This window comes from Mycobacterium sp. SMC-2, assembly GCF_025263485.1.
Lineage (GTDB): Bacteria > Actinomycetota > Actinomycetes > Mycobacteriales > Mycobacteriaceae > Mycobacterium.
On record NZ_CP079863.1, the window covers coordinates 5,926,297 to 5,953,271 of the forward strand.

Here is a 26,975-nt window from a genome sequence, read left to right on the forward strand (position 1 = left end):
AGTAGGGGGATTCGTGATCAGGCAACGGCTCGAACAACCCGTGGTCCAAAAGGCCACCAATGCACGGCTGGCATGTCGGTTCATGAGGCCATCCCACGAACCCTCCCAACTTGTGCGGCAGGGACTCGCACACGCCGAGGATGGCGTTCTGCGATGAATGCGCTGCTTGCGCTAACCAGGACCCAAGTGTGGATGAGTGCGGCTCGCGGTTTCAGGCTCAGCGGCCGCACCATTACCAGTGACATCCACCGAACGCCGCCGGACCAAGACCGCGTTCGTCCTCGGCATTACCCGCCTCGCTACTGCTCATACCTGGACGACAATTTGATGAACCGGGAAATGTACAACCACGTGCACGACGATCCCACCAGGCTAACTTCCCGGCTGGCTTTTCGTCTGCGGCGTTCATGAACCTTTCAGAATTTCGGCGACGGTGCGTCGTCACGGTCAATCAACCTGCGCGCCGAGGGGCACGTCGCGCCAGGCGCGAAATGCTGGTCCGTCGCCTGCGGGGTGCTCTCGGGCCAATCCAGGTGAGTAGTGCGGTAGCGGTCGACGGGTGCACGCCTGTCGCGGTTTCGGCGACGAAGCGAAAGGGTACTAGCGGTACTGTTCCGACACCGTTAGTTTCTTTTGGGATAACGGAGGTGGGGGATGGCGGACAACGGGTGGGTTTCCTCGGGGGTGGCGACGCTGAGTCGCCCAGTTCGGGAGCAACTTCGCAAGGTCGCGGCGGGCGAGGGCGCATACAGTGATCGACTAGCTCGCCTGGCGGGGTTCAGCATCCGACATAAGGTGCTGGTCATCGGGGCGTGGGTGGTGACCGCCGGCGTCCTGGCGATGCTGTTCCCCCAGCTGGAAACCGTTGTGAAACAGCAGTCGGTGAATCTGGTCCCCCCTGATGCTCCATCGCTGCAGACGGTTGACCGGATGGGCACGGCATTCGGCGAGCAGGGGTCCAAGACCACCGTCTTTGTTGCATTCGAGGACCCGACGGGCCTGACTGCGCCGGTGCGTCAGCGCTACAAAACGATGGTTTCGCGGTTGCGTGCCGACTCCCAGCACGTGCGACTGGTTCAGGATCTGTTAGCCGACCCCGTTACTGCGGGTCAGGCGATGAGCCAGGATGGCAAGGCGTGGTATGTGCCGGTCGGGGTAGCTGGCACGCTCGGCGATCCTAGAGCGGCGGAATCCGTTCGGGCGGTGCGCGCTATTGTCGCCGAGTCGTTTAGCGGTACGTCCACGATCGTTCGTGTAACCGGACCTCCCGCGACATTCAGCGATCTAATCGATTCGGCTGAGCAGGATTTGATTGGCATCTCCATCGTGACAGCCGGTCTGATCGCGGTGATTTTGCTGGTCATCTATCGGTCACTAGTTACCGCGTTGCTGCCATTGCTCGTGATCGGTGTGAGCCTGGCGGTCGGGCGCGGGGTGCTCTCGGCGCTGGGCGAATCAGGAATGCCGGTGTCGCAATTCACGATTGCGTTCATGACTGCCATCTTGTTGGGTGCCGGCACCGATTATTCCGTGTTTCTGATCAGCCGGTATCACGAGCAGCGCCGCCAGATGATTTCGGCTGACCTGGCTGTGATTAACGCAACCGCCACCATCGGGCGGGTGATCATGGCTTCCGCCGCGACTGTGGCGTTTGCGTTTCTATCCTTGGTCTTTGCGAAGCTGAGCGTATTTAGCGCATTAGGCCCGGCGTGCGCGATCGCTGTCTTTGTCGGAGTCGCAGCTACAGTAACGTTGTTTCCTCCGGTATTGGCGCTTGCCGCGAAACATGGCATTGGCGAACCCAAAGCTGACCGCACGCGCCGATACTGGAACTGGATCGCCGTGGCCGTGGTCCGCCGACCCGCCCCACTGCTGGCCGCCAGCCTGGCACTTGTATTAGGCCTCGCGGCTGTCGCGCTGACTATGCACATCAGCTACGACGATCGGCAAGGACAGCCGGCGACGACCACCAGCAATGAGGGCTATCGCTTGCTGGATAGGCATTTCCGCAAAGATACCGTCATCACACAGTTCATGGTCGTCGAATCACCCACAGATATGCGCACCAGTAAAGGCCTAGCCGACCTAGATGAAATGGCGTCTCGAGTGTCGCAATTGCCGGGCGTCACCAAGGTTTCCGGTGTCACTCGGCCCACCGGTGCACGCCTCGATCAGGCACAGCTCTCGTGGCAAAACGGCCAGATCGGCAACAAGATGGCCGGCGCGGTCGCCAAGGGAGACGCCCATAAGGACGACCTGGCCAAACTCACCAGTGGCGCCGACCAACTCGCCGGCGGCCTGGCGCAACTTGACACCACCCTGCGCACGGCATTGACACCGCTGACCGCGGTCCTTACCCAAGCCCAGTCCAGCGGATCGCAATTTCAACACTTTCGCCCTCTGCTGCAGCAACTTTCGGCTACCACACCAACCATCGATCAAGCGATCCGAACCGGGCCGGGACTGCGTCAAGAAGCTCAACAAGCCCAAAACGCGATCGCCACGATCGATCCGCTGGTTGGTGCGCTCAACACCTCCCCGTGGTGTGCCACCACACCCGAGTGTGCCCAGATCCGCGATCAGGTGCAGATTCTGGTGACCTTGCGCGATGGCGGCTTTTTCAGCCAGCTCGCCAACCTGGGCGACATGTACCAGCCGGGCAGCGACAATGCGGCGGGCACCGTAGCAGATCTGCAGAGCACGGTCACCTCGCTGAACAAGGCTTTCGGAGCACTCGGCGATCCCGCCGACATGGCCGGCAATATCCGCCGCCTCCAAAACGGCATCAGCCAGCTCGCGTCGGGTGCACAAGCCCTGGCCACCGGCGTGCACACCCTTGCCGACAGCAACATCGAAATGTTGTCCGGCATGAGTCAGGTCGCCACCCAATTACAAAATTCCGCGCGGTCCAGCGCCGGTTCGGACAACGCCAGCGGCTTTTACCTGCCCGCCAACACCTTCGAGAATCGCCAGTTCGCCGATGTGGCAAAACATTTTATGTCGGCCGATGGCAAGACCGCCCGCTTCGCGATCGAATCGAGCTACAACCCCTACAGCAGCCAAGCGATGGATCTCGCTCAGAAAATCACCGAAGTTGCCGGGGCCGCACGCCCGAACACCTCCCTGGCCAACGCCACGATATCGATGGCCGGTTTCCCCGCCGTCAACTCCGATATTCAGCGCCTGCTGTCGGCCGACTTTCATCTGCTGGCGATCGCCACGCTCGTCATCGTCGGAGTGATCCTTGTCCTTCTCCTGCGTGCCTTGCTGGCCCCGCTCTACCTCCTCGGTACGGTCGTACTCAACTATGGCGCGGCACTGGGCATTGGGACGCTCGTCTTCCAATACGGCCTGGGTAAGGAAATCGCCTGGCCCGTACCGCTTGTGGCGTTCATCATCCTGGTCGCCGTCGGCGCCGACTACAACATGCTGCTGATCTCGCGGTTACGCGAAGAATCCGCTCACAACATTCGCGTCGGCGTGCTACGCACGGTCGCAAACACCGGTTCAGTCATCACCTCAGCCGGGCTCATCTTCGCCGCGAGTATGTTCGGCCTGATGGTCGGCTCTGTCGGAATCATGATCCAAGTCGGATTCATCGTCGGCTGCGGCCTACTACTCGACACCTTCGTCGTTCGCACCCTCACGGTGCCCGCGATCGCTACGCTCCTGCGCGAGGCCAGCTGGTGGCCGCAACGGAAATCCTCGACTCACAACGGCCGACCACACCGGACCACATGACAATTGGCCGAGAGCGCATCCGCACCAGCGACGGGATCACTCTCGTGGCCGATTGCTACCGGCACGCCGCGACTCACCCCGTCGTGTTGCTGCTCCATGGCGGCGGCCAGAACCGTCACGCGTGGGCCACCACCGCCCGTCGACTCTATTCCCACGGCTACACCGTCGTCGCCTACGACACACGAGGTCACGGCGACAGCGACTGGGACCCGAGCGGACAATATGACATCGAACGGTTTGTGTCCGATCTGATCTCGGTACGAGGACACGTCAGCGCCGACAGTCCCCCCGCCGTCGTCGGCGCGTCGCTGGGTGGGCTGATCATCCTCGCTACCCATCTGCTGGCCCCACCCGACCTCTGGGCAGCCGTTGTCCTGGTCGACATCACCCCGCGAATGGAATTTCATGGGGCCCGTCGCATCCTGTCATTCATGGCCGGACACCCCGACGGATTCGGCACGCTCAATGATGCCGCCGATGTCATCGCCGAATACAACCCACGCCGCGCGCGACCCGAAAATCTCGACGGCCTGCACAAGGTTCTGCGCCAACGTAGCGATGGCCGATGGATCTGGCGCTGGGACCCGGCCTTCATCAGCTCCAACTTCGATGTCCTCCAAGGCAATCTCATGACGGGCAGCGAGGAGTTCGACGCCATCAGCGGATTCCTCGCCGAAGGAGCACGTCGAATCACGGCCCCAACGCTGTTGGTACGCGGGGCACTTTCAGACGTAGTCTCCCAGGAAACCGTCAGCGAATTCCGCCAGCTCGTCAGGCACGCCGAAACGACGGACGTCACCGGCACCGGTCACATGGTTGCCGGCGACAACAACGACGCGTTCACCGCCGCGGTTACCGACTTCCTCGACCGCGCCATGAGGACCCTGACATAAGCATCCAGCGAGTCTTCAGCCACCCGGGCTACTGATGTGCCATGGCTTTGGGTTGTGTTGCGTCTGAGTCATTCTCGTCGACAGGAAGGTCGTGCCGAATCGCTCGGACGCGACCTCGCGGCAGACACGCCACGTATCCGTGACACTTGCCATAGAGTTCCCACGAGGTCGCCGCTACATCCGGGTCGACGTCGATGCGGTGGCCGGGGGAGAAACAGAGATGTAAGGCCCCGTCGTCGTCGCACCAGGCGCGCGTACAGATCGCTCCGGCAAGGTCCAACAGTGGCCGCTCCTCGGGCGAAAGGTTGATGGGGTCGATCAACACTTCATCCGACGGCCAGGCTCCTGCCGGCGGGAGGGTCAGTCGCAGCGGTCGGGAAATCACCAATTCGTTGTAACCGTCGAGGTCGAGTATGAGCCCTTCGTGCAGCGAGACTCGCTGAACGGTGCATTGCTCAATCCATTGCGTGTGCATAACCGCCCCCTTCGACGCGTCGGTGAGTCCCATCTATGCTACCGATAGTAGCGCAACGATACTATTAGTATTCCTATGCGCTATCGCGGGCGTTCCATGCATCAAGAATGCGCTGCAAACCTCGATCAATGCGCTCGCGCGCCTCCCCTGCCGTGCGGCTCTGGTGTGGCTGCGGTCGGTTGACCTGCCGTATGCATGCAGTCGTCGGAATGCGAACACTACGGACCGATCTGAGTTGTCATCCCCAAGTGCGACCATCCCAATATGGCGATCACCATCCCATCCGGCCGGCCCAACTGGCGCTTCATGCGCTACGTTCGGCCGCCGACGAGAGACTCGAAGTTGGAGCCTCTGTACCCATTGAGGCCGGCAACGCGCCCGGTGCGGCTGGGCATTGATGTCGGGACCATCGCGGAGCCGCCGGAGGAGGGCTACATCACCGGGTTCCTGACGCGCGACGAGATCGAGGTGCACCTATTGATCCCGGCGGCAACGGAAGCTCCGAGCGGGTGGACCGAGTTGCTCGATGAACCGCCTTGCCACACCGTCAATTTCACGAACGTAGCTGACGCAGGCAAGTTCTGCGACGCGGCCGAGTTCTCCGTCAGCACCGCTCGTGGCGAGAGCTACCGTGCCTGGTCCAAGGCTCGGTTCTTCGCCGCGTACCAGCAGCTCGATGAGCACGATGCGCCGGACGGCCTCCCCCCGTTGACGCTCGATCAGCGACATCGTGCAGCTGCCTATGCTGCCGCCGCCGGGGCTGTTGGCATCGATGCCATCGTCACCACCGCCCCCACTGCGGGACGAACAGATGTCGCCGACAACGATGTGGTCGTCAGCGTGACACCCGACGCGGCTGTACCACTCATCGGTCACTACTTGCGGGTGACTAGCAATCCGGTTGTGACGGTCGAGCGCGGCATGTTGGTGGGTGGCGGAAGCTGGGAGACGACGGAGTCGACTGCGACCATCGTCAATCTTTACGACTGGGGCACGGTCAGCGGATTGCCATACTTCGATGCCGCTTCAATGTTTGCGGCTGCCGCTAAAGGTGGACCTGAGGCCGCAGAGGCATTCACGTCGGTTCGCATCCGCCTGAGACGTGCAGCGCGCGCGTTCGACGATCTGCTGGCCGCGCTGTCGAACCCGCTGGACGGGAAGCGGAACGAAGATGTTGCCGAGGCTACCGCTGAAGCTTTTGACCGTGAATTACTCTATCTTGCAGCAGTTTTCGATATTTTCGGGCGTGCTTACCAAGCGATGGTCGACCCGTCAGTTGATCGGAAAAAGGCTCGGGGATCACTCGACTCGCGGACCTTCATCGACAAGGAAGTGCGAACGCAGTACGACCAGTCACTTTTGGGTGACGTGACGCGCCTGCGGGTGTATGCGTGGCTCTGCAAGCAGTTGAGGAATCACATCCACGATGGCGTTCTTGCCGTCGACACCCACCCTGGCCGCAGCTACGGCAACACGATGAACGTGGCGCTGAATCTCAGTGTGATTCCCGAGTTAGCCCTCGGTGCCGACAATGAGATGACTCAGCACCACTACGACGCGCTGGGAGTGTGGCAGACCGAACCTGTTTCGCCCTTTACCGGTTCGTCAATGGTGGCCGACCTTGCGACAACCGGTTTCACCCTCATCCGAGCGGCGCTCGAGTACATCGAAGCGTTCACGAAACTTATCGTCCGGAACAAACCGGCGAATGCGCCGTCGTCTAGTGCGTTCCTGGGATGCGTGCAGGCTCGTCCGGGCGAGGTCGAGCCAGCGCCCCCAAAGCGAGCAGTGTTCTATCAAGCACTGTTCGGATTACATCCGGACAGCGTGTAGTGGACCCCTAGCAGCCCGACACGAGGTTGACGCCGTCATGGACCCGCGAATGAGTTTCTTCGTCGAACGCGTCCAGTACACGCACCGCGAATGCAGGATTCATCGCTGACTGAACTTCCTCCCTTGTCATCCAACGAACCTCGCGGGCTTCCGCAGTGGGGTGAGTGTCCCCATCGGCCGGATGGCAGCGGTAGACCAGAGCGACAATCCCATGGGTCAGGTTCTTGTAAACGCCGGTGAGACGTTCTACCTTCACCGTCAATCCGGTTTCCTCAAGGACTTCGCGCCGAACACCGTCCTCAAAAGATTCGCCTAGTTCGAGTACACCACCAGGGGCTTCCCAGTGGCCGTTGTCGTCCCGCCTGATCACGAGAACGCGATCATCGTCACGCACTACGATGCCGGCGACACTGACCGAGTGCTTAGGCGAGGTTGCCATTTCTGGGGTCCTCCTTGTTCGATGCCGGCAGAAGAGACACGGGTTGACTGGCTTCCTAGACTAGTCGTCTAGACATGTGATGGAAGGCCAGCGGGTGCTGCAACTTGGACAAATCGACAGAGCCGATGACAAGCCGCCATATCGGCAGATCGCGGGCATGTTGCGAGAAGCGATCCGTTCCAACCGGCTAGCTCCCGGGGAACGACTGCCGTCTGAGACGGAACTTATCGAGCATTTCGGTGTGGCACGCATGACGGTAAGACAAGCTGTGCAGGAGCTTCGTTCCGAGGGACTGGTCGTCTCGCAGCATGGCCGCGGGGTGTTTATTCGCCCGACGCCCCCCATCCGCCGGCTCGCGTCGGATCGATTCGCGCGACAGCATCGCGCGGCAGGCAAGGCGGCGTTTACCGTCGAGGCCGAGAAATCGGGTTACTCGCCGCAAGTCGACAATATTGCGGTGAGCCGCGAGAAGCCGAATTCGTTTGTAGCGGAACGACTTCGATTATCACCGGACGATGACATCGTCGTGCGATCGCGCCGCTACCTGGCGAATGGCCGACCGGTTGAAACGGCGGTCTCCTTCATCCCGGCTGCTTTCGCCGAAGGCACGAGGATCGAGCAGGTGGACACTGGGCCCGGGGGCATCTACGCCCGACTGGAAGAGAATGGCCACGTACTCGGTCACTTCACCGAGGAGGTCGCAGCCCGAATGCCCACTCCCGAAGAACGGCGGCAACTGGAACTCGAACCAGGCGTTCCCGTATTGACAGTGCTGCGAACCGCATATGACGCGAATGACGTGGCGGTTGAGGTCTGCGACACGGTGAAAGTTGCTTCCGCCTACCTGCTCGAATACGAGTTCCCGGCCCGCTGAGCCCAAAGTCTTCGATCAACTGGGCGTCGACCGTTGCACTCCTCTAGACGACTATGTAACCTCAACTTGTCTAGAGCAGTTCTCATGAAAGGTCGACAAATGTCTGTGCCGAAATGGCTCAAGGTGTCACACCAGCAGGTTTTCCCACGCAAAGCGTTTGTGGTGTCCGACGTGACGGCGGTGATCGATTACGAGCGGTCGACGAAGGACAACAAGGTCCAGGCGACTGATCGAGAATCAGGCGCTCCGTTGTGGCAGGTCGAAGTCCTCGACGGCGACCCGACAGCTAGTAAGCGAGCGCGCACTCTCACCGTCAAGTTCGCAACGCCCAAGCAGCCTGTGTGCCCACCGAACACTGCCGGAATGCCCTTCACACCAGTGATTTTCGAGGAACTATACATATTGCCGTACGTAGACCGTTCGAGCGAATCCGGCCGCATCGCGTGGTCGTTTCGGGCCTCGGGTATGACTGCGGACACCGGCAAGGCGGGGTCCTCAGCGGGAGACCGGGTGTCAGCATGAGTCCGTACGACCCCGTAGTACCTAGCGATCCGTATTCGATTCCAGATCCCGACGCCGGCATCGACTTCTTTGACCTCACGCACCTGCTGGCGGTCGGCGCCATGTGGCTCATTGCGGTGATCGGCGTGGTCGCCGTTTCGCTCGTCGTTTGGAGAGTGCGTTCCCCCGCCACATTTGGGCGTTATGTTGCAACACCAGCATGTCGGGCCCGATGGCTGATCTGGGCATCGATCTCCTGGCCACGGGTTGCCAAGGCCTGCGGGTTGTCGACTCCCGAGCACGTCACACGCACGGACGCACAGGGCAAGAGCAGGACGAGGACAGTTTGGACTCATCCTCGCCTTCTCGGGGTGAGCATGTTCGGCGACTGCCTACGGATGACAGTCCGAACACGGACCGGCCAGACGGTGGACGACCTCGAAAACGCGGTCCCCGCAATTCGTGACGCTGTCGGGGCGCATTCCGCCCGCTCGACACTGATCGGCCCCGGCACGGTTCGCGTGGAATTCGTTATGAAACAATGCCTTTCAGAGGCAGAGACCGCTGCATTCCCAACCAGCGTCGAGCCGACGGGCGTCGAGGTCGGCCGGCGTGAGAATGGGTCGGCATGGACTCTGCGCGTCGCCGGCCTGCACACCCTCACTGTTGGGTGCTCGGGTGCGGGCAAGGGCTCCGTTTTTTGGGGCATTGCAGGCGGATTAGGCCCAGCCATCAAGGCGGGAACCGTGCGGCTGTTCGCCGTGGATCTCAAGTACGGGATCGAAGTGTCAGTCGGGTCTGCACTATTCAGCGGCATTGCGACGACCGAGGCCAACGCCGCGAGACTGCTGACCAACTTGGAGGAGCTACTAGACAGCCGCGGTCGCAGGATGGCCGGCCGAGCGCGTTCGCACACACCGAGCACCGCCGAACCGCTCGTCGTGCTGCTCATCGATGAATTCGCGGGCTTGACCGCATACATGACGGACGCGGCACTGAGGAAGCAAGTTGCGGGCTCACTCTCACGCATCCTGACAAAGGGTAGGGCTGTAGGCATCGTGGTCGCCGCATTCATGCAGGACCCTCGCAAGGAGATTCTGCCCATGCGCGGGTTGTTCACCCAAACCGTCGCACTGCGGCTGCGCTCACGCGACGAAGTCGCCATGGTCTTGGGTGACGGCCTCGCCGACGCCGCCCCCGCGCATCGGATCAACCCAAATGAGCCTGGTACCGGATACGTCATCGCCGAAGACGGGTCAACGATGCGAGTACGCGCCGACTTCTGGCCCGATTCGCTAATCCGTTCTGTCGCACAAGAATACGGGCCTACAAGCTCAAGTCGCGCTGGTTCAGCAGAGAACTGAGGACATCGGCATGACAACCCTCGGCATCAAAACCAGCGCCACCGCGACAGCGACCTTTCCAGAGCTTCTAACAGCGGAGCAGGTGGCCGAGCTGCTTGGCGTGTCCGCTGCGACGGTGAGTCGATGGGGCGCATTGCGCGAACACGGCGCAGACGTGGGACCGCCCTGCTACACGCTATCTGATCGCGTAAGACGTTGGGACGCAGCTGAAGTCCGCGCATGGCTTCGTAAGGTGCGTCGCTAAGTGGCCGGATCGGTCCCGCGCGGTATCCGAAAGCGGATCAATTCGGCCGGTCTGCCGCGCTATCAAGTGCGCTACCTGGTGCGTGATTCAGACTCCCCGTCGGGATGGGCTGAGACGTCGTCGACGTTCGCCACCTTGCGAGAAGCGCGGGCATTCAAGGCCGACCGGGATGGCGAAGCGGCGATCGGCGCCAGACGCTTCGACCCCCGACTTGGCCGGGCCAAACTCGCCGCTGTCTGGACGCAATACAGCGCGTTGAAACGCCCCGCAGTGTCGCCCAAGACCTGGAGCGGCTACACCCAGCATTGGGAACTACGCATCAGTCCGCGTTTCGGCCACGTCCCGGTTGATGAAATCAGCCGAAAGGATATACAGCAATTCATCGATTCCATGACCGTCGGTCCCTGGGCCAAACTCGCCACGCTGCGGCTGCTGCGGTCGATTCTCGACATGGCGCGCGAGGACGGTCGAATCCACAGCAACCCGGCTGACGGGGTGTCATCCGGGCGGATACCCACCCGAGAACGCCACCGCTATCTGACCGCCACCGAAGTCGCCGCCCTGGCAGCCGCATGCGGCGACCACGGCGACGTGGTGATCATCCTCGCCTTCACCGGCCTGCGCTGGTCCGAACTCGTCGGCCTGCGGGTCGGCGACATCGACCTAACTGCGCGTCGGCTCTATGTCCGCCAGGCCGCGCCAGAAGTGGAAGGCCGGATCATCGTCGGGCCGCCAAAAACTCGCGCCGCCGCCCGAACCGTCCCACTCCCCCAAATCGTCATCGACGCGCTCAAACCAAGGATCGATAATCGCGCGCCCACAGAACATGCAATCACCTCGCCAAATGGCGGGTTCCTCAGATCAAACAACTGGCGCCGGCATACCGACTGGAACGAAGCCCTAAAGAAAACCGGACTGGTGCCGCTGACGATTCACGACCTGCGCCACACCTACGCCAGCCTGGCCCGGGCCTCCGGCGCCGACCTCCGCTACGTCCAGAAGACGATGGGGCACTCGACGCCGACCGTCACCGCGAACATCTACAGCGACCTCTATTCAGACGAACTCGACCACGTAGCCACGAATCTCGACCGGCTTCAGGACGTCGCCAAAAACCGGGCGAACGGACAGGAACCGGACACACCGAACCATCCATAGAGTGCCATCACCGCGTCCGTGCAGCTCAAGACTGGTGGCCAGGGGCGGGATCGAACCGCCGACCTTCCGCTTTTCAGGCGGACGCTCGTACCGACTGAGCTACCTGGCCGGAAGGCATGAAGTGCCTCGCCGAGTTGGCGACCCTGACGGGACTCGAACCCGCGACCTCCGCCGTGACAGGGCGGCGCGCTAACCAACTGCGCCACAGGGCCTTGCTGCTGCTCCGCGTCACCGCGTCGCGTACCCCCAACGGGATTCGAACCCGTGCTACCGCCGTGAAAGGGCGGCGTCCTAGGCCACTAGACGATGGGGGCCAGAACCGAATCACTCCGGGGTACTCGCAACGAGGTTTCGTTAGGAGCCACGTCAGCTTAGGTCACCGTGGGCCCAATCCTCAAACGAGCCGCGTTTGGGACCCAAGTATCCTGAATCTCCGCGGCCCCTATAGCTCAGTTGGTAGAGCTACGGACTTTTAATCCGCAGGTCCCAGGTTCGAGTCCTGGTGGGGGCACCAGCCGCACCGCCGTCGTCACCGTCGCCGGGGAACAGCTCGACTTCGGGCATGAGGTCTTCGGGTCGCACTCCTAGCCATGCGGCCGTCACGGCGATGTCGATCGCCGACCATTCCGTCTTGCCTCGGAGTCGATCCGACACTGATCCCTGGCCCACTTCGAGGATCGCGGCGAGCTGCTTTTGCGTACGGCCGGCGCGCCACATCAACGTGTGCACCCGTTCTCCAATCAAGCTGGTCGCCCGCTTCTTCGGGTCGACCTCGGTAGTAACCGTGATGCTCATAGGCATGACTATAGGACATAAACGTCGCTTTGCGACATGCCGTATGAGAACGTTGACACAATATCGGCTAAACCGATACCTTCTAGCCTATGGATATCGGCTCACCCGATGTTAATCGGCCCGACCTTGCCAACCCCAACCCGTTCCTTACCGTCGCCGAAGTAGCAGCCCACTACCGCACCACCGACCGCACTGTGCAGCGGTGGATCCGCGAGGAAAGTTGCCTGCGGTCCGCGTCCCGGGCGGCCGTAGCTACCGAATCAATAAGGCCGACGTCGAAGCGTTCGCCGAGGCCGCGTCGTGAGCGGCTCCTACAACTTCCCCGGCCTCGCGTACCTCACGGAGGAGCGTGTGCGCGAGATCGTCCGCGAGGAGCTAGCCGCTCAGCAAGCCGAACTCGACCATGATCGCCTCCCAGGTGGAGTCATTGATTCCGGGACGTCCTTCGAGTCGCTCGATCCGGTTCTCCAAGGTCTGGACGCAGATGGAGAACGTCGCCGCGAACTTGCTCACAACTTGGTGGAGTTTCTCGATGGATATATCACCTTCGTCACCACGGACGGAGCGCAGGGACTCAAGCAGATACAAGACGCTGTGAGTCGCCGGCATCGTCTCCGGAACGTGGTTCAAGAGGGCCCGCATTCCCTGTCGGGCCTCGTCGGGGTGGGAACAGTCAAGATGCTTCTCCTTCTCTCGGTCTGGACAACCAGAGCGTAGGAGAACGGCCGGGCCCGGCTGGGAAGTCGGGCCCGGCCACGCCCAAGGCGGTGCGCGGTGACCGCCCCCGTCACGGTCGTCAAGACGTTCTCGGGGATCTGTGACCGCTGCTCGAAACCGTTCCGGACGCCGTCGTTTCCGAATGACTGCCTGTGCCGGGCCTGCCACCTGGGCGCGCTGTCGCCGGTGGAGCGTGCCCTCGCGCTCGTGAGCGGAGCGGTGTCGTGATCAACGCGCTCCGCACGCTCGCCGCCGCTGGCTTCGACGCCCTCGCGCACATCGCCTATCCGGCCGCTGACGCGATCTGGGAGGAGCGCCGCCGGCGCCCGGACGCCGAGCTGACGTTGCTCGACGAGATGTCTGATCACCTCGGCGTGATCCGCGCGCAGCTCGAAGACATCCGGAACCTGCTGCAGCAGCAGAACTCGTTGGCGCTCGGCCTGCCGCCGGTCTGCAACTGCAATCCCCCGGTTCCCGGCTTCCACGTCTGGGACTGCCCCGCAGACCGTTCCCCCAAGCACCCCGCTAAGTAAGCGGCCCGCGCCGGAGGAGAGCCGGCACGGGCCAAACCCACGGAAAGGAACCCAATCCCTGTGAGTGCACCGATTCTAACCGGCCCCAAACGAATCCTGCGGAAATGGCGGCAACGCCGAGCGGGCGACGACCAAGCATTGTTCGACGCCGACATGCACCGCTTCATCGACATGTGTGACCGCATCTACGCCCAACGTGTCGTCACTGGCCACGCCGTTGAAGCGTTCCCGTCGATCCTGTCGACCACGCTGGACATCGCACTGTTCCTGGTCCGCAGAGACTTCCCGGACCAGGTGGCCGGCGAGCTGGCTGCGTGGCGCGCTGATATCGCAGCGGCCGCAGCATGAACGACTCGTGGCTTGGCCCGTGGGCGTTCTGGGTCGTCGTGTTCGGGCTGATCTTCGGATACGCGCTACTCGGGTCGGTGGCCCGATGAAGAACCTGTTGTACGCGGCGCCCGCGCTGGTGCCGCCGGAGCCGATCGAGATCATCGAGGCGCTCGAGGCCGCCCGGACGCTCGTCGGCCCGCACCTACCCAAAGGCAACGCCATCGAGCGCATCGGCAACTGGGGATGCTTCTGCATCGTCGCCGCGATCACCGCAGCGTCACGCACCGAGCAGATCCGCGACGCCGCGCTCGCCTGCGCCCGCTACGCGCTGCCCGGCCGCTTCCACGGCCACAGCATCGTCGAATACAACGACCACCCTCCACCACCGTCGACGACGCCAAGACGTTGCTGCAGCGGGCCAAGGGGCTCGTCGGGACGGTCGCCGCATGAGCCGCCACGTCCGCCGTCTCTGTCCCGTCTGCTGGACCCGCGTGCACCGCACCCCGGTCGGGAAGATCGCCGGCCACTTCGACAAAGCCCGTCAGTACTGCCCGGCCAGTTGGGAGACCTACGCCATCACGATCGGAGCGGCATGAGCGCCAAATTCACCGGCCCGGTGCGCCGGATCGAGACCGCCGAAGGCCACTACTACAAAGATGCCAATGGCCACCGAATCCCCGGTGTCACAACGATGCTCGGCGACGGCGTACCTAAACCCGCGCTGATCAACTGGGCGGCCAACGCCACCGCCGAGTACGCCGTCGACAACTGGGATCAGCTGACCGAACTGCAGCCGTCCGCGCGACTCAAGCAGCTTCAAGGTGCCCGTTACGCGGTCACCGACAAAGCGAAGAAACGCGGCACCGAAGTCCACGGCTACGCCGAGCGGTTGGTGAAAGGCGAACAGATCCAAGGAATTCCGGACGAACTCCGCGGCCACGTCGAGGCATACGTCAGGTTCCTCGACAAGTTCGAGGTCGATCCGATCCTCGTCGAAGCCACCATCGTCTCCTACCGGTACGGCTACGCCGGCACCCTCGACCTCGTCGCCGAGGTCACCCACCAGAAGCAGCGCCGACGGCTGCTGCTGGACGCGAAAACCAACGAGAAAGGCATCTTCGGCGAAACCGCGTTGCAGCTGGCGGCATACCGCTACGCCGACTTCTACCTCGACACCGACGGCAAAGAACAACCCATGATCGAGGTCGAAGGCTGCGGCGCAATCCTCATCAGTTCCGATGACGCGCAACTCATTCCTTGCACGAGCGGCCCCGAACAGATGAAGTCCTTCCGGATCGCCGCAGCGATGCGGGACATCGTCAACAGCTCCCGCGACCTCGTCGGCGCAGCACTAGAACCCGACGACCCCAACCCATCCACCGCCCGCATCGTCTTCGAGGACGTCGATATAGATGCCTGAGATGACCCACCGCATCACCGTTTCTGGATGCGACGACGAAACAACATTCGACATGGCGCTCAGCTTTGACGAAGCGCAGTTGATCGCCGACGTCGCCAGACGATCAAGAGAAGCAAGCGAATACGGCTGCCAGCCCATCGTACAAATCGAGGAGATCACGAGATGACCGAACTCGCCACACGCAACGACGTCCCCCGCGAGCTGTTCGCCAGCCAGCAACCCGCACCATGGGACGGCACCTTGGCACGCGTCCCCGCCGGCCAGATCAGCAAAGGTGAACGCCTCCGTGAATGGCTGGATCTGTTCATCAAGACCGAGCAGGTCGCCAACGTGCTCGCCAAGACCACGTTCGTACCGAAATCCATGCAGGGCAAGCCCGCTGAAGTCGCCGCCGCGATGATGCGCAGCTTCGAGATGGCCATCGACCCTCTCGACGGCCTCGGCCACATGCACGTCATCAACGGCAAAGTCGGCTACTCCGCAGAGCTGATGCGCCGCCGCATCATCGAAGCCGGCCACGAAATCAAGTTCGTCGAGACCACCGACAGCCGCGCGGTGATCAAGGGCCGCCGCCGCGAACACGTCGACGACGAATCCAAATGGCAGACCTTCACCTTCACCGAGGAGAACGCCCGCAAAGCCAAGATCGACCTGGGCGGCTACCCTGCCGACAAGCTCGTCGCTCGCGCGTCATCGCGGATGTGCCGGCGCATGTTCCCCGAAGTGCTGGCCGGCGCGTCGATCGCCGAGGACCTGATCGACGCGGTGGTCATCGAAGGCGGCGACATGGCCGCGCTCGACGAGCTGCCCGAGGACATGCGGCCCGCGCTGCCACGCGCCGCCGGAACGACCGCGCAACGCCGCCGACAGCCACGCAAGGTCGCCGCCACCAAGGCAGAGACCAAGCCAGCGGCCGCGGTGGTCAACGACGTCGACGAGCTGCTCGACGACGAACCTGAGCCCCACTCGAACGAGGCCGGAAAAGCGGACACGGCGCAGGCAGACGAGCCGCAGCAGGATGACCTGCTCGGCGACGAAGCCCAGGCCCAGCCTGAGCCGAGCGCCGACGAAGGCATCACCAAAGCACAGCTGCAGAAGCTCTCGATCCTACGCCAGCGTGAGGGCTACGCCGACACCGACGAAGGCCGCGCCGACTGGTTCCAATGGGTGAACGTGAACATCGGCCGCCTGGTCGGCTCCAACAAAGACCTATCGAAAGCCGAAGCCCACGTGCTCATCGACGTCCTCGAAACCGCGCAGGCGCAAGACGCGCAGCAGTGAGCGCAGACCTCGGGCCGCGTCAACGCGTTCCGTACTCCGCCAAGGCAGACCCACGACCCCGTCCAACTCCTAGCGGGAGAGGCCTGACCTGCGCGGCCCGACCAAACCCCAATAGCCCACGCACCGAAAGGAACCCACCCCCATGCTCGTGACCGACAAGCCCCAAGACCTGCCCTCCACCAACGCGCTCGACAACATCCCCGACGACCTGCTCGACACCCCCGCCGCCTACCTGGGTTTCGGCAGCACCCCGTGCGCGATGGAAGAACCCCCGCTGTCGGTGAAGTCCGCACCTACATCGTGCGGGCCCGCTGCACCGCCGAACACGGCCCGATCGAACGCAAAGACGGCGAAATGCGCTACACCCGCACCCTCACGATTCAGGCGTGCTGGGAAGCGGGCAAGCAGCCACCCAGCACCGACGACGACCAGCCCGGCCTGTTCGACGAAGCTGGCGACGTGAATCCCGATGCCGTCGACGACGAGCACCAGGACCACGACGCCGACAACGGTGACGGCCTCAACGAATTCGACCCCGAATTCAGCCACAACGGCATCGAAGGCGAGTAGCCGCATGGCCACCAACGAATGCAACCGGCACCCGGCGACACAGCACCTGCTCGACCTGTTCGCCTACGACCACCTGCCGCAGCACTTGTGGGACGTCAGCGGTTTCCCCGCTGCACTGGCTCAACGCATGGCCGACCACCTGGACGACGGCCCGGAGCTGACCACCGGCCTGCGGAAACTGTTGGAAGCCAAGGACTGTTTCGTCCGCCAAGCCGTCATCGACGCGCGCACGTCCGACCCCGACGACGGGTGCCGCTGCTGATGGCTGACCAGCTGCACTACCGCGGCGACCATCGCCAATTCGATCCCGACAACATCGTCGGCCCCGACCAGTTCGGCGCGTTCTACCGGGCCGTCGCAGCCGAATACGACGCGGAGGCTGACCGAACCGCGCTGCACCTGCAGGTCGTCCCGCCGGCCGAGCTGCAGCAGCGGATGCTCGACGCCCTCCCAACGATCCAAGACGTCACCACCGCCGCAGCCCGCATCATCGGACTATTCGCAGACGCATGAGCCTCGTTCGGTTTCAAGCTCGTAACCACCGTCAGCAGCTGGCGGCACGCGGCGGCGCCGACGATGCGATCGACGACCGCGCCACCACCCCCGAGGACTTCGCGCGCTTCGACAAATCACTTGGCCCGTTCACCCTCGACGTCGCCGCCGCAGCCCATAACGCCAAATGCGCCCGCTACTTCATCCACTCCGACAACGGGCTCGCACAGTCCTGGGCCGGCGAACGTGTCTGGTGCAACCCGCCGTATTCACGCATCGGTCACTGGGTCGAAAAAGCATGGCGCGAACACGAGCGAACCGACGGCGTCGCGATGCTGTTGCCGGCCAACAGGACCGAGCAGGGCTGGTGGCAGCAGATGGTCGAACCGTATCGCGACCGGCCCGGATCGCCGCTCTCCGTTCTGTTCCTGCCCGGTCGAATGCGTTTCATCGCCCCCGGCCGCGCCGCTATCGGCCCTAACGAGCGGCCGCCGTTCGGCTGTTGCCTGGTGACATGGCGGCTCGATAGCTCATCGCTCGCGTGGACCCAACAAGACCAGCTCAATTTCGAGGCACCCATATGAGCAAGGAGTCGAAGCCGCGTGATCGTTGGGCGCAGGTGTTCGCCGCCGCGACCGACCGCCGGGGCTTCTGCGTGGGCTGCGGCTACTACCACGCCGTGCACAACAAGCACCGCGCCGACTGCACCGCAACGCCACGCGAGGAGGAGAGCGCCAGCTGATGGCCGTATCGAAACGACTTCGATTCGAGATCCTGCGTCGCGACAACCACGCCTGCCGCTACTGCGGAGCAACCGCACCGGACGTCAAGCTGACGGTCGACCACGTCATCCCAGAAGCCCTGGGCGGCAGCGACGAGTCCACCAACCTCGTCACTGCTTGCAGCGACTGCAACAGCGGGAAGTCCTCGGTGCCGGCCGATGCCGCGCTCGTCACTGACGTCGCCGGAGACGCCATGCGCTGGGCCGCAGCGATGCGTCAGGCCGCCGACGAGATCGCGGCCGAAGATGATGCCATCGAACGCATCCTCGACGCTGTCTACGACGCGTGGAAACCGTACTGGATCCCGAACGATTGGCCGTCGAGCGTAGTGACGTTCATTCGCGCCGGACTGACCCAAGACACGTTGCTTTACCTCGTCGACACGGCCCGGCGCAAACGCGGCCTCGACGACCGCTGGGCCTACTTCTGCGGCTGCTGCTGGAAACGGATACGCCAGCTGCAAGACCGAGCCCACGAGATCGTCAGCACGGCAGAAAACGCGCCCCGGCAGCGCCGCCACTTCTCACCACCCGCTGGACCGCCGAGGAGATCCGCGATCACGAAGCGGACGCCCTCGAATTCGCCAAACAGTGGTGCGGCGGCGACGTTCTCGACCACGTTCTGGGACGCGCCCCATCGCCAGCGTGCCGCCATGGCGTCGATCCGCACTGCGGAGACCCCGCGTGCGCCGTAGAACACGCCGGCTGCCTTTATCTGGTCGGCTCCGGCTGGAAGAACACCACCGAATCGGCACGGCAGCGCGCCGACGCCGTCATCGCAGAAGCGGAGGCACTACTCGATGGCTAACGCGGCCGGCGTCCTCAAGGAATCGATCTGGCGGGACAAGGAATTCCGGGCGCTCCCGCGCACCGCCCAGGCGACCTACGCCCAGCTGATCAGCCAGAAGGAACTCGACCGGGCCGGAGTCCAGCCGCTGCAGGTCGCCAAGTGGACCAAGGGCTGCGACACCTTCACCGCCGAGGACTTCACCGCGGACCTGAAGGTGCTCGAGCAGCACCGGTTCGTGTTCGTCGACGAGGACACCGACGAGCTGTTCATCCGCTCGTATATGCGGCACTGCGACGTGGTGCGGTATCCGAACATCCTCAAGAACGCGTTGCGGTGTGCCGGAATGGTTGCGTCCGAGAAGATCCGGCGCGAGCTGGCGCGGGAATTGCGGCGCCTCCGGAAGGCTGAGGCTGATCGGATCGCGGACCAGATCGAACCGGAAACCGTTCCTGAACCGTTCAACGGTTCCGAAACCGAACAGAACCCTTCCGGAACGATTCCGCAACCGTTTCGGAACCGTTAAACCGTTCCGAAACCCTTCGCGAACCCCAGGGATATGGATCTGGATCTGGATCACTCACCTTGGGTAGTTCTCAAGTTGGGGAGCTGCCCGCCGAAAATCCCAACGCCGACGAACCACGCGGAACCGACCCGAACGAGCCCCCACCCGAAAGCTGCCCAGCACACCGCAACGACCCGAACCCCCGGCCTGCGGCGCCTGCGCCGGCTACCGCCGCCGCCGCGCCAGCTGGAACGACCAACACGCCGACCGAACAGCCCGACTACGCGCCGAATTCTGGGCACGCATCCGCCAATGCCCGCACTGCGACGACCGCGGCATGGTCGACGTCGACAACGGCGTGACGCGCTGCACCAAACACGACTGGTCCGTGATCGCATGAGCACATTCGCCGCCCGATTCGACGGCCGCTGCGCAAGCGATGACTGCGACTACGGCGACAACCGGATCCGCCAGGGCGACGACGTCGACTACTTCGACGACGAACTGATGCACGCCTCATGCGCGCGCCGCGCTCAACGTGAAGATCCGCCCTGCTGCCGCCGCTGCTGGCAATACCACCGAGGAGAGTGCGCGTGAGCGACCGATTCCGGATCCACAAGACCGACGACGTCGGCGCCGGCGCTTGGTACCTGGACTATACGGCAGGCTTCTCGGACGACTCAGTCGGCGAGTGCTGGGACACCTTCGCCCAGGCAGTCACCGCGTTCATCGCCGCAACCGAGAAGCGATGCCCACTCTGCGATAAAGGCGCCGTGGTGGACACCGATTACGGCTGGCGGTGCGAGAACTGCGGAACCTACGACGTCGCGACCGGATGCCACCCACCGCACTACGACCCGAGCTGCGACGCATGATCGTCGCCGGCATCGACCCGTCGCTGACCAGCACCGGCATCGCAGTCTTGTGCGACGGCCACCCGTCCAGACTTCACTCGCTCGGCCACGGCACACCGAATGGCAAGACTTACGGCCACCGCTCCGACCGCATCGTGAGCCAATGCCGCGCAGTCATCGCCTGGCTCGACGACAATCTCCAAGGGCCACTTGGAATTCTGCCGCTATCCAAACGCGTCGACCTCGCCGTGATCGAAGGCCCGTCGTACGGCTCCAACATGCCCTCCAACCACGACCGAGCTGGCCTGTGGTGGGGCCTGTATTCGACGCTGCGGGCCCGTGGCATTCCGATCGCGGTAGTCGCCCCCAAGACCCGCGCACTGTGGGCGACAGGCAACGGCAACGCCGACAAACGCGCGGTCTTGACGACCGTGCGCGCCTGGTGGCCACGCACACCCATAGCTGACCACGACCAGGCCGACGCGCTCGTCCTCGCCGCCATCGGAGCGTTCCGCGCAGGCGACCCGATGCCATTCGACGTCAAAGAACGGCACACCGCGAACCTCGCCGCGGTGCAATGGCCGGCAGAGTTGGCGGCCTCACGATGACCCTCGTCAACGTCTGGTCCATAGACTTCCGCCAACATATCGCCCGCACCGTCGCCACTGTCGAACAACACCAATTCGCGTTGCCGCCAGTGCACGACGTCGCCGGGACCATCGTGCGGCCCACCCAGATCATCGACGGCCTGCACCTGACCGCGACCGGCCTGACGCCCGAGTTCCAAGACAAACTCATCCACGGCTTCTGCAACGGCGTGCTCACCATCGAAGACCAACCGGAATTCGTTTTCGCCTCCACCGGGACGCGCTGGGAGTCCGGCACCATCTACGCCGCCGCTATCCCCTTCGCCGCCTACCTGCGCCGATTGTGCCTGCCCGACTGGTACGTCCCGGATGAAAGGTTCTGCTGACAGATGGCGAACTGCCAGGCATGTCAACGCAAGTCGGATCTCTACCTGTGCACCGACTGCCAAGGCGATCTCCACGAAATGCTACAAGGGCTCGCGGTCGGCCAAGCTCACCCCAACGGTGAACGCTCACCCGGATTCATCGAGTACCTCGAGGACGCCAAGCTAGGCCGCACACGCCTGGGTGAATCCGCGCGCCGCTCAAACGAACGCACCACCCCGCTGCTGGTTCGACTCGGCCCCGATCGCAACGCCACCCGCGAAACACAGTGGAAAGGCAGCCCATCCGAGCTGCTCGACGACCTGCACGCCACACTGGCCCGCTGGGTCGAAGTGATCAACGTCAACGCCGAAACGCTGAGCACGGAGGCGTCGCGAGGGTGAACAGCTCCGACATGGCCCTTCTGCTCGCCGCCAACGTCCACACCCTCGCCGCGCGCCCCGACGCCGGCCAATGCTTCGCCCAGATCAAACACCTGATCGGCGACATCGAGAAGACGATCAACCGGCCGCCCGCGCCGCGGTTCTGCGGCCAATGCGACACCATGATCAACCGCAAAATCTGCGGCCTCGCCCTCTACGCCCCCGCGACGCCATCGAAGTCACCTGCCCGAATCCGCAGTGCCGCACCACCCACAACATCGAACGGCTCTACAACCGCACGCTCAACAACGCCGACAACAAGACCTTTCCCCGCGACGTGCTCATCGGCAACCAGCGCACCGACTCACCCGACCGCTACACCACCGGAATCATGGGTGAACTCGGCGAATTCGTGCACTGGCGCACCTTCGCCCGCTGGATCCGCGACAAACAGCTCAAACCCGCCATGTGGGTGAGGCCTAACGGGCGCCGCGGCTTCTACCGACACAGCCCTGAGGATGTACCCGAATATCGGCTGGCTGACGTCCGGAAAGTCAAACGAGCGATGGACCGAAAAACCGGAAAGGCGAAAGCCGGATGACCCGACGAATCGCAGTCTTTATCGGCATGTCAGTTCAGCAGGGCACTTCTGCCCCGAGCATCGACGGAGGAAGGCATGAGCTATTTCATCCGACGTGAAATCACCTACCGCGATGGCACGCATTCGGTGACGTTCTGGCGCGGCCCGGCGGACCCGACGATGTGGGTTTATCACCACTCGGACGCCGCGCAGTACCCGACGCTTACGGCAGCGCGATCGACGTACAAGAAGGCGACTGGATACGCGCCGGGGAGTCATCCACAGGAGGTTGCCAAGATCACCACTGTCGGTGGACCGGACCCGACGTAAGGCGATATTTCTCGGCACGCTATCCGGCCTCGTGTTCGAGGAACTGGTCGATCGCTTCACGTAGCAGTTTCGACGTCCGCACACCACGCCGCGCGGCGAGCGCCTGCAACTTCGCGCGCACCTCGACCGGCACACGCGTCTGCACGATCGGCGAATGCTGACCCTCACCAGAGAGCGACTTGCCGCCCGGGATCAGGTTGTCGGCACGGCGAAACACCTTCGCGGCCAGCTCCGCGCGATTCTCGGTGAGCCGCTTGCCGTGGAACCGAAAATCTTCCTCGTCGAGGTCGATGTCGCTGACCTCCGCGCCGGCCAGCGTTTTGGGGAACTTTCCCATCGTGTTCACTCCCTTGGTTACTTGCGCCGCCACTCGGTCGGCATGGAATGGATCACGGCGAACTGGTCATCGAACCGGTCGTCGGGCACTATCCCGAGTTCCAGTTCGACACCGCGGTCGTCTACGCCGATGTAGAGCGCGTAATCACCATCGACGCTGACAAGAACCGCGTTGGCGATCGCCGCCCGGATCCTGCCTGAGTTGATGCCATGTTTGCGGGCCGAGGCAGTGATCCGAACGCGCATACGTCGAGTATGTCATACATCTTCGGTAACTGTCAACGAATATGTCGCACATACTCGATAAGTCTAGGCGTGCGGCGGAACAACCGCACACACACCGCGAAAAACACACCCATGTGATTTCGGTGTGCTAGCGTGACACACCAGAAGCCACTAGCACAGCCGTGCCTAGTGGCTTTTCTCGTCTCCCTGAAAGGCCCACGCAAATGGCTATACAAGTCGACGTCGAAGCACGCCTCGACACCGAAACCGCCCAGCAAGTCGCCCAGCACATCCGCGCGCTCGCCAAACAAGCCGTCCTCGACGGCATCAACGACGCCGTCAATCAATTCGCCGCCAGTGGCCTACTAGCAGGCAACGTCGGCGACGACGACGGCCAGTGACTGACCGCCGATGACCACGCTCATCGTTGGACTCACCATGCTCGTCTTAGGCTGGGCCGCGCGAGACGCCCGATGCCGGCGCAACAACTGCAGGTGCACCGATGCCGCGGAATGACGCCGCCAAGATCATCGGCGAAAACCTGCACAACCTCACCATCCCCGGGCCCGACGGCCGACTTGTCCGCTACCGGCTGCTCTCGCACAGCACCGTCGGACACTCACCCGAGCTGGCTGAACAGATCACCCGTCGCGCCCTCGACGTCGGCGCCGCGATCGTCCACGTCCTCGAGGCCAACGGCTACACCATCACCCACGCGGCCGACCCAGCACCCACCGACAACCTCGGCCCATACATCGTGGTCACCGCCCACTGCGGACACTGCGCGTGCGCCATACACACGCTGACCGGGCTGCAACCAGACCCCAACCGCAAAGACCACTTCACCGCCAAGCTGTACAAGCAAGGCATCGAAGCTATCGGACTCGACCACAGGTGCTGGGAATGAACCAACCATTCGAGCCGCCGCCGATCCTGTCCCAGCTCATGCCCTACCACCAAGCCACACGTAACTTCACCGTGCGCCAGGCCGAGAAGTTCATCCACTACCTCGCACAGTGGATCACCACCAGCAACCGGCTACCAGCCCGCGCCAGCGTCGACAAACGCGGCGACAACACGCTCGTCATGACCGTCGTCATCGACACGCCAGACACACCACCAGACCACCCCTAGCCATGCCTGGTCGGCACACCAGAACCACCACGCAACGCGGCCTCGGACATCGCCACAAACAGCAAGTTGAACACCTCAAACGGCAACACATCGAGGGAACACCCTGCTGGTGGTGCGGCGAACCCATGTACCTCGCACAAGGACTATCCGGCGACCACTCCACACCACGATCAGCCGGCGGCACACTCGCCGACCGCCTACTCCACGGCCCATGCAACAGCGAACGCGGCGACGGAACACGCGACCACCTACGCCCAGCACTCACCGGCAAAACACGCCACAAACAGACCGGCGCCGACCTCGGCCACCGAGTCATGGCGTGGCCTTAACACCGGCATGGTCGCATTGAGCCCGGTCCCACGGCGCCCGGTCACCGGCCCCACGGTCACCATCCAGCCACCCGCGCGCCCTCCCCGCAAACCCACCACCACCCCCGCCGAAAAAATCGAGAGGGAGGGGGCCGAGGCGACCGCCGCCCGTCGCTTTTTCTCTCCTGGACGGAAAACGCACCATTTTGGCAGGTCATGGCGATTGATCCGATTCGGCCAGTGAAGCTTGGTCGCCGCGCGGCCGCGCTGTGGCGCGAGCTGGTGCGGCCCGAGACGCCGGTCGACACGAAGGTGCTCGTCGCTGAGGCGTGCCGGCTGACGGATCGGCTCGACAAGTACGACCGGATCCTGCGGGCTGACCCGACTGATCCGGTGCGCAGCGAGGCCCGGCTGGCGGCGTCGGCGTTGCACCGGATCTTGAACGGCTTGTCGTACGAGACGCATGGAACGTCGGCCGGGACGCCGGCGGATCCTCCTGCGACCAGTAAGGCCACTACGATTGCTGACGAGATCGCGGCCCGCCGAGCCGCGCGGCAAGCAGACACCGCGGGTTAGTCACTTCCCGCGCCCGGAGATCGCCCGGGACTACACCGCGGGCTTGGATGCGCTCGAGTGCGCCAAGATCGCGGGCCGGGAGAACATTCCGTGGCAAGAGCTGGTGGTCCGCGAGGGCATGGCCACCGACGACGCGGGCCGGTGGCTGGCGTTCGAGGTCGGCGTCCTGGTGGCCCGGCAGAACGGCAAGAACGGCGGCATCGAGGTCGTCGAGCTCGGTTGGATGATCAACGAGCCGGGCGTGTCGATCCTGCACACGGCGCACGAGTTCCAGACGGCCATGGAGTCGATGGACAAGCTCGAGGCGTTGATCTTGTCGCATCCGCTGCTGGAGAACGAGGTCGCCCAGATCCGCCGCGGGAACGGCCGGGAGTCGATTCGGCTGAAGAACGGGTCGATCATCCGGTTCCGGACCCGCACGAAGTCTGGTGGCCGCGGCTTCTCGGTGGATCGGCTGGTGATCGACGAGGCGATGATCTGGTCGCCGGCGTCGCAGGCGGCGATCATGCCGCTGCTGACTACGGCGAAGAACCCGCAGATCTGGTATCTGGGGTCGGCTGCCGACGAGGAGACCCACGAGTACTGCGGCAAGTGGGCGTCGCTGCGGGCCCGCGCGCTGGCCGGCGACGATCCGAAGCTGTTGTGGCTGGAATGGTCGGCTCCGGAGCCGCCGGAAGACCCTGCGGCGCGGCGTGTTTGGCGTGAGGACCGCGCGAACTGGGCTGCCGCGAACCCGTCGATGGACTACCTGGTGACCGAGGAGTACATCGAAGATGAGTTGGCGGCGTTCCGGCGTGATCTGGCGAAATGGGAGGTCGAGCGGCTCTCGGTCGGCCGGTGGCCGAAGGACATCACCGACGTCCACATCTTCCCGATCGAGAAGTGGGACGCGCTAGGGGACGGATCGCCGGATCTGGTGAACATCTATCCGCAGGTGATTGCGGTGGACCGCGATCCGGTAACGAAATTATGGGCAATCGCGGGAGCGACGCACACGACCGACGGTCACGCCCATATTGAGATCGGCTACAACCAGGTCGCATCGGCGACCGAGGTAGTCGAGAAGCTCGTCGACATCGTGACCGAGGCAGATCCTGCGGCGCTGGTGATCGACTCGCGGTCGCCGGCCGCCGTGCTCAAGCCGTATCTGATCGAGGCCGGCATCGAACCCGTGATGACCAACACCGCAGAGCTGGCGTTGGCCTGCGAAGGCATCGTCGAAGCAGTCGAATCAGCTCAGGTCACCCATTCCAACCAGGCTGTGTTGAACGAAGCGGTCATATCGGCGGCGAAACGAGACCTTCCGGGAGACCGCTTCGCGTGGGACCGCAAACCAGGTGGCCAGATCGTGCAGCTGATGGCCGCAACGTTGGCGCACTGGGGGCTGCTGACCTTCACGACGCCGCCTAGGAACGCGCCGCCGCCGCTGATGGACAAACAGCCGGCACCGTCAAATGGCGGTTTTGACCACGATTTTGACGCTATGACGGCACCGTTCTGACCCGAAAATCGACCCAGGAGGGGATGTTTTGGCGCCTACATCGCGCAATGTCCCCGCCACAGCCC

Annotated in this window: 39 protein-coding genes and 4 tRNA genes; 35 read left to right on the forward strand and 8 right to left on the reverse strand. The window is 63.5% G+C overall.

Annotation, left to right across the window (positions count from 1 at the left end; translation table 11 throughout):
- Positions 1 to 654 precede the first annotated feature (654 nt).
- Together KXD96_RS27830 and KXD96_RS27835 are read left to right on the forward strand one after the other, a co-directional pair.
- Positions 655 to 3,741, forward strand: coding sequence for an RND family transporter (locus tag KXD96_RS27830; RefSeq protein WP_260742070.1), 3,087 nt, complete (start codon positions 655 to 657; stop codon positions 3,739 to 3,741).
- A complete protein-coding gene (locus KXD96_RS27835; RefSeq protein ID WP_014710939.1) occupies positions 3,738 to 4,634 on the forward strand; it encodes an alpha/beta fold hydrolase in 897 nt (298 codons plus the stop codon). Before KXD96_RS27830 ends, KXD96_RS27835 begins: the two co-directional genes overlap by 4 nt.
- A gap of 28 nt (positions 4,635 to 4,662) precedes the next feature.
- Here KXD96_RS27835 and KXD96_RS27840 read toward each other — a convergent pair whose 3' ends face one another.
- Complete coding sequence (locus KXD96_RS27840) at positions 4,663 to 5,109, reverse strand: DUF6188 family protein (protein ID WP_014710938.1); 447 nt, start codon at positions 5,107 to 5,109, stop codon at positions 4,663 to 4,665.
- Between the two features lie 264 nt (positions 5,110 to 5,373).
- Here KXD96_RS27840 and KXD96_RS27845 point away from each other — a divergent pair, with 264 nt between their 5' ends.
- Positions 5,374 to 6,942 carry a hypothetical protein gene (locus tag KXD96_RS27845; protein ID WP_224097130.1) on the forward strand — a complete coding sequence of 523 codons (1,569 nt, stop codon included), beginning with the start codon at positions 5,374 to 5,376 and terminating at the stop codon, positions 6,940 to 6,942.
- 7 nt (positions 6,943 to 6,949) lie between these two features.
- Here the strand turns inward: KXD96_RS27845 and KXD96_RS27850 are convergent, their stop codons facing one another.
- Positions 6,950 to 7,381 (reverse strand): NUDIX hydrolase, encoded by a 432-nt coding sequence (locus KXD96_RS27850; protein WP_008263949.1) that lies wholly within the window; start codon positions 7,379 to 7,381, stop codon positions 6,950 to 6,952.
- Positions 7,382 to 7,460: 79 nt separating this feature from the next.
- On the opposite strand from KXD96_RS27850, the gene KXD96_RS27855 reads away from it, so the two are divergent.
- The 5 genes from KXD96_RS27855 to KXD96_RS27875 all read left to right on the forward strand — a co-directional run bounded on the left by KXD96_RS27855 (position 7,461) and on the right by KXD96_RS27875 (position 11,522).
- Positions 7,461 to 8,255, forward strand: a complete 795-nt coding sequence (locus KXD96_RS27855; protein WP_020821582.1) for a GntR family transcriptional regulator — start codon at positions 7,461 to 7,463, stop codon at positions 8,253 to 8,255.
- Positions 8,256 to 8,354: 99 nt separating this feature from the next.
- Positions 8,355 to 8,777 (forward strand): hypothetical protein, encoded by a 423-nt coding sequence (locus KXD96_RS27860; protein ID WP_008263947.1) that lies wholly within the window; start codon positions 8,355 to 8,357, stop codon positions 8,775 to 8,777.
- Positions 8,774 to 10,120 (forward strand): hypothetical protein, encoded by a 1,347-nt coding sequence (locus KXD96_RS27865; RefSeq protein ID WP_020821580.1) that lies wholly within the window; start codon positions 8,774 to 8,776, stop codon positions 10,118 to 10,120. Before KXD96_RS27860 ends, KXD96_RS27865 begins: the two co-directional genes overlap by 4 nt.
- 10 nt (positions 10,121 to 10,130) lie before the next feature.
- Complete coding sequence (locus tag KXD96_RS27870) at positions 10,131 to 10,364, forward strand: AlpA family transcriptional regulator (RefSeq protein WP_008263943.1); 234 nt, start codon at positions 10,131 to 10,133, stop codon at positions 10,362 to 10,364.
- Positions 10,365 to 11,522 (forward strand): site-specific integrase, encoded by a 1,158-nt coding sequence (locus KXD96_RS27875; protein ID WP_008263933.1) that lies wholly within the window; start codon positions 10,365 to 10,367, stop codon positions 11,520 to 11,522.
- A gap of 32 nt (positions 11,523 to 11,554) precedes the next feature.
- On the opposite strand, the gene KXD96_RS27880 is transcribed toward KXD96_RS27875, so the two are convergent.
- The 3 genes from KXD96_RS27880 to KXD96_RS27890 all read right to left on the reverse strand — a co-directional run bounded on the left by KXD96_RS27880 (position 11,555) and on the right by KXD96_RS27890 (position 11,836).
- A tRNA-Phe gene (locus tag KXD96_RS27880) sits at positions 11,555 to 11,631 on the reverse strand.
- Between the two features lie 26 nt (positions 11,632 to 11,657).
- Positions 11,658 to 11,734: transfer RNA gene (locus tag KXD96_RS27885), tRNA-Asp, on the reverse strand.
- A 29-nt stretch (positions 11,735 to 11,763) separates the two neighbouring features.
- A tRNA-Glu gene (locus KXD96_RS27890) sits at positions 11,764 to 11,836 on the reverse strand.
- Between the two features lie 124 nt (positions 11,837 to 11,960).
- Here KXD96_RS27890 and KXD96_RS27895 point away from each other — a divergent pair.
- Both KXD96_RS27895 and KXD96_RS28855 read left to right on the forward strand, forming a co-directional pair.
- Positions 11,961 to 12,036: transfer RNA gene (locus KXD96_RS27895), tRNA-Lys, on the forward strand.
- A gap of 483 nt (positions 12,037 to 12,519) precedes the next feature.
- On the forward strand, positions 12,520 to 12,621 hold the full coding sequence (locus tag KXD96_RS28855) for an excisionase family DNA-binding protein (protein WP_396877604.1): 102 nt from the start codon (positions 12,520 to 12,522) through the stop codon (positions 12,619 to 12,621).
- A 71-nt stretch (positions 12,622 to 12,692) separates the two neighbouring features.
- On the opposite strand, the gene KXD96_RS27900 is transcribed toward KXD96_RS28855, so the two are convergent.
- Positions 12,693 to 12,830, reverse strand: coding sequence for a hypothetical protein (locus KXD96_RS27900; protein WP_260742072.1), 138 nt, complete (start codon positions 12,828 to 12,830; stop codon positions 12,693 to 12,695).
- Between the two features lie 261 nt (positions 12,831 to 13,091).
- On the opposite strand from KXD96_RS27900, the gene KXD96_RS27905 reads away from it, so the two are divergent.
- From KXD96_RS27905 to KXD96_RS28000, 20 genes are all read left to right on the forward strand, one after another.
- Positions 13,092 to 13,262 (forward strand): hypothetical protein, encoded by a 171-nt coding sequence (locus KXD96_RS27905; RefSeq protein ID WP_260742073.1) that lies wholly within the window; start codon positions 13,092 to 13,094, stop codon positions 13,260 to 13,262.
- Entirely contained in the window at positions 13,259 to 13,567 is a 309-nt protein-coding gene (locus KXD96_RS27910) for a hypothetical protein (RefSeq protein ID WP_260742074.1), read from the forward strand. The genes KXD96_RS27905 and KXD96_RS27910 overlap by 4 nt, the downstream gene beginning before the upstream one ends.
- 60 nt (positions 13,568 to 13,627) lie before the next feature.
- Entirely contained in the window at positions 13,628 to 13,915 is a 288-nt protein-coding gene (locus tag KXD96_RS27915; protein ID WP_260742076.1) for a hypothetical protein, read from the forward strand.
- Positions 13,916 to 14,000: 85 nt separating this feature from the next.
- The gene (locus KXD96_RS27920; RefSeq protein WP_260742077.1) at positions 14,001 to 15,317 is read left to right on the forward strand and encodes a hypothetical protein; all 1,317 of its coding nucleotides are present in this window, start codon (positions 14,001 to 14,003) and stop codon (positions 15,315 to 15,317) included.
- On the forward strand, positions 15,310 to 15,483 hold the full coding sequence (locus KXD96_RS27925; RefSeq protein WP_260742078.1) for a hypothetical protein: 174 nt from the start codon (positions 15,310 to 15,312) through the stop codon (positions 15,481 to 15,483). The genes KXD96_RS27920 and KXD96_RS27925 overlap by 8 nt, the downstream gene beginning before the upstream one ends.
- Entirely contained in the window at positions 15,480 to 16,598 is a 1,119-nt protein-coding gene (locus tag KXD96_RS27930; protein WP_260742080.1) for a hypothetical protein, read from the forward strand. The genes KXD96_RS27925 and KXD96_RS27930 overlap by 4 nt, the downstream gene beginning before the upstream one ends.
- 252 nt (positions 16,599 to 16,850) lie before the next feature.
- Complete coding sequence (locus KXD96_RS27935) at positions 16,851 to 17,168, forward strand: hypothetical protein (protein WP_260742081.1); 318 nt, start codon at positions 16,851 to 16,853, stop codon at positions 17,166 to 17,168.
- Positions 17,169 to 17,172: 4 nt separating this feature from the next.
- On the forward strand, positions 17,173 to 17,430 hold the full coding sequence (locus KXD96_RS27940; RefSeq protein WP_260742083.1) for a hypothetical protein: 258 nt from the start codon (positions 17,173 to 17,175) through the stop codon (positions 17,428 to 17,430).
- Positions 17,430 to 17,681, forward strand: coding sequence for a hypothetical protein (locus KXD96_RS27945; protein WP_260742084.1), 252 nt, complete (start codon positions 17,430 to 17,432; stop codon positions 17,679 to 17,681). Before KXD96_RS27940 ends, KXD96_RS27945 begins: the two co-directional genes overlap by 1 nt.
- Entirely contained in the window at positions 17,678 to 18,244 is a 567-nt protein-coding gene (locus KXD96_RS27950; protein WP_260742085.1) for a phage N-6-adenine-methyltransferase, read from the forward strand. Before KXD96_RS27945 ends, KXD96_RS27950 begins: the two co-directional genes overlap by 4 nt.
- Positions 18,241 to 18,402 (forward strand): hypothetical protein, encoded by a 162-nt coding sequence (locus KXD96_RS27955; protein WP_260742086.1) that lies wholly within the window; start codon positions 18,241 to 18,243, stop codon positions 18,400 to 18,402. Before KXD96_RS27950 ends, KXD96_RS27955 begins: the two co-directional genes overlap by 4 nt.
- Positions 18,402 to 19,136, forward strand: coding sequence for an HNH endonuclease (locus tag KXD96_RS27960; RefSeq protein ID WP_260742087.1), 735 nt, complete (start codon positions 18,402 to 18,404; stop codon positions 19,134 to 19,136). Before KXD96_RS27955 ends, KXD96_RS27960 begins: the two co-directional genes overlap by 1 nt.
- A 105-nt stretch (positions 19,137 to 19,241) precedes the next feature.
- Positions 19,242 to 19,754, forward strand: coding sequence for a hypothetical protein (locus KXD96_RS27965; protein ID WP_260742088.1), 513 nt, complete (start codon positions 19,242 to 19,244; stop codon positions 19,752 to 19,754).
- Between the two features lie 375 nt (positions 19,755 to 20,129).
- Positions 20,130 to 20,330, forward strand: coding sequence for a hypothetical protein (locus KXD96_RS27970; protein ID WP_260742089.1), 201 nt, complete (start codon positions 20,130 to 20,132; stop codon positions 20,328 to 20,330).
- Entirely contained in the window at positions 20,327 to 20,608 is a 282-nt protein-coding gene (locus KXD96_RS27975) for a hypothetical protein (RefSeq protein WP_260742090.1), read from the forward strand. Before KXD96_RS27970 ends, KXD96_RS27975 begins: the two co-directional genes overlap by 4 nt.
- A complete protein-coding gene (locus KXD96_RS27980; protein ID WP_260742091.1) occupies positions 20,605 to 21,195 on the forward strand; it encodes a hypothetical protein in 591 nt (196 codons plus the stop codon). Before KXD96_RS27975 ends, KXD96_RS27980 begins: the two co-directional genes overlap by 4 nt.
- Positions 21,192 to 21,560, forward strand: coding sequence for a hypothetical protein (locus KXD96_RS27985; protein WP_260742092.1), 369 nt, complete (start codon positions 21,192 to 21,194; stop codon positions 21,558 to 21,560). The genes KXD96_RS27980 and KXD96_RS27985 overlap by 4 nt, the downstream gene beginning before the upstream one ends.
- Positions 21,561 to 21,638: 78 nt before the next feature.
- The gene (locus KXD96_RS27990; protein WP_260742093.1) at positions 21,639 to 21,941 is read left to right on the forward strand and encodes a hypothetical protein; all 303 of its coding nucleotides are present in this window, start codon (positions 21,639 to 21,641) and stop codon (positions 21,939 to 21,941) included.
- 151 nt (positions 21,942 to 22,092) lie between these two features.
- Positions 22,093 to 22,521 (forward strand): hypothetical protein, encoded by a 429-nt coding sequence (locus KXD96_RS27995; RefSeq protein WP_260742094.1) that lies wholly within the window; start codon positions 22,093 to 22,095, stop codon positions 22,519 to 22,521.
- Between the two features lie 75 nt (positions 22,522 to 22,596).
- Complete coding sequence (locus KXD96_RS28000; RefSeq protein WP_260742095.1) at positions 22,597 to 22,830, forward strand: hypothetical protein; 234 nt, start codon at positions 22,597 to 22,599, stop codon at positions 22,828 to 22,830.
- Positions 22,831 to 22,849: 19 nt separating this feature from the next.
- Here the strand turns inward: KXD96_RS28000 and KXD96_RS28005 are convergent, their stop codons facing one another.
- Together KXD96_RS28005 and KXD96_RS28010 are read right to left on the reverse strand one after the other, a co-directional pair.
- Complete coding sequence (locus tag KXD96_RS28005; RefSeq protein WP_260742096.1) at positions 22,850 to 23,167, reverse strand: ribbon-helix-helix domain-containing protein; 318 nt, start codon at positions 23,165 to 23,167, stop codon at positions 22,850 to 22,852.
- A 17-nt stretch (positions 23,168 to 23,184) separates the two neighbouring features.
- Entirely contained in the window at positions 23,185 to 23,412 is a 228-nt protein-coding gene (locus KXD96_RS28010; RefSeq protein ID WP_260742097.1) for a hypothetical protein, read from the reverse strand.
- Between the two features lie 203 nt (positions 23,413 to 23,615).
- Here KXD96_RS28010 and KXD96_RS28015 point away from each other — a divergent pair, with 203 nt between their 5' ends.
- From KXD96_RS28015 to KXD96_RS28040, 5 genes are all read left to right on the forward strand, one after another.
- Entirely contained in the window at positions 23,616 to 23,792 is a 177-nt protein-coding gene (locus KXD96_RS28015) for a hypothetical protein (protein ID WP_260742098.1), read from the forward strand.
- A gap of 101 nt (positions 23,793 to 23,893) precedes the next feature.
- Positions 23,894 to 24,298 (forward strand): hypothetical protein, encoded by a 405-nt coding sequence (locus KXD96_RS28020; RefSeq protein ID WP_260742099.1) that lies wholly within the window; start codon positions 23,894 to 23,896, stop codon positions 24,296 to 24,298.
- A complete protein-coding gene (locus KXD96_RS28025) occupies positions 24,295 to 24,525 on the forward strand; it encodes a hypothetical protein (protein WP_260742100.1) in 231 nt (76 codons plus the stop codon). Before KXD96_RS28020 ends, KXD96_RS28025 begins: the two co-directional genes overlap by 4 nt.
- Before the next feature lie 548 nt (positions 24,526 to 25,073).
- A complete protein-coding gene (locus tag KXD96_RS28035; RefSeq protein ID WP_260742102.1) occupies positions 25,074 to 25,409 on the forward strand; it encodes a hypothetical protein in 336 nt (111 codons plus the stop codon).
- Complete coding sequence (locus tag KXD96_RS28040; protein WP_260742103.1) at positions 25,354 to 26,910, forward strand: hypothetical protein; 1,557 nt, start codon at positions 25,354 to 25,356, stop codon at positions 26,908 to 26,910. Before KXD96_RS28035 ends, KXD96_RS28040 begins: the two co-directional genes overlap by 56 nt.
- Positions 26,911 to 26,975 lie beyond the last annotated feature (65 nt).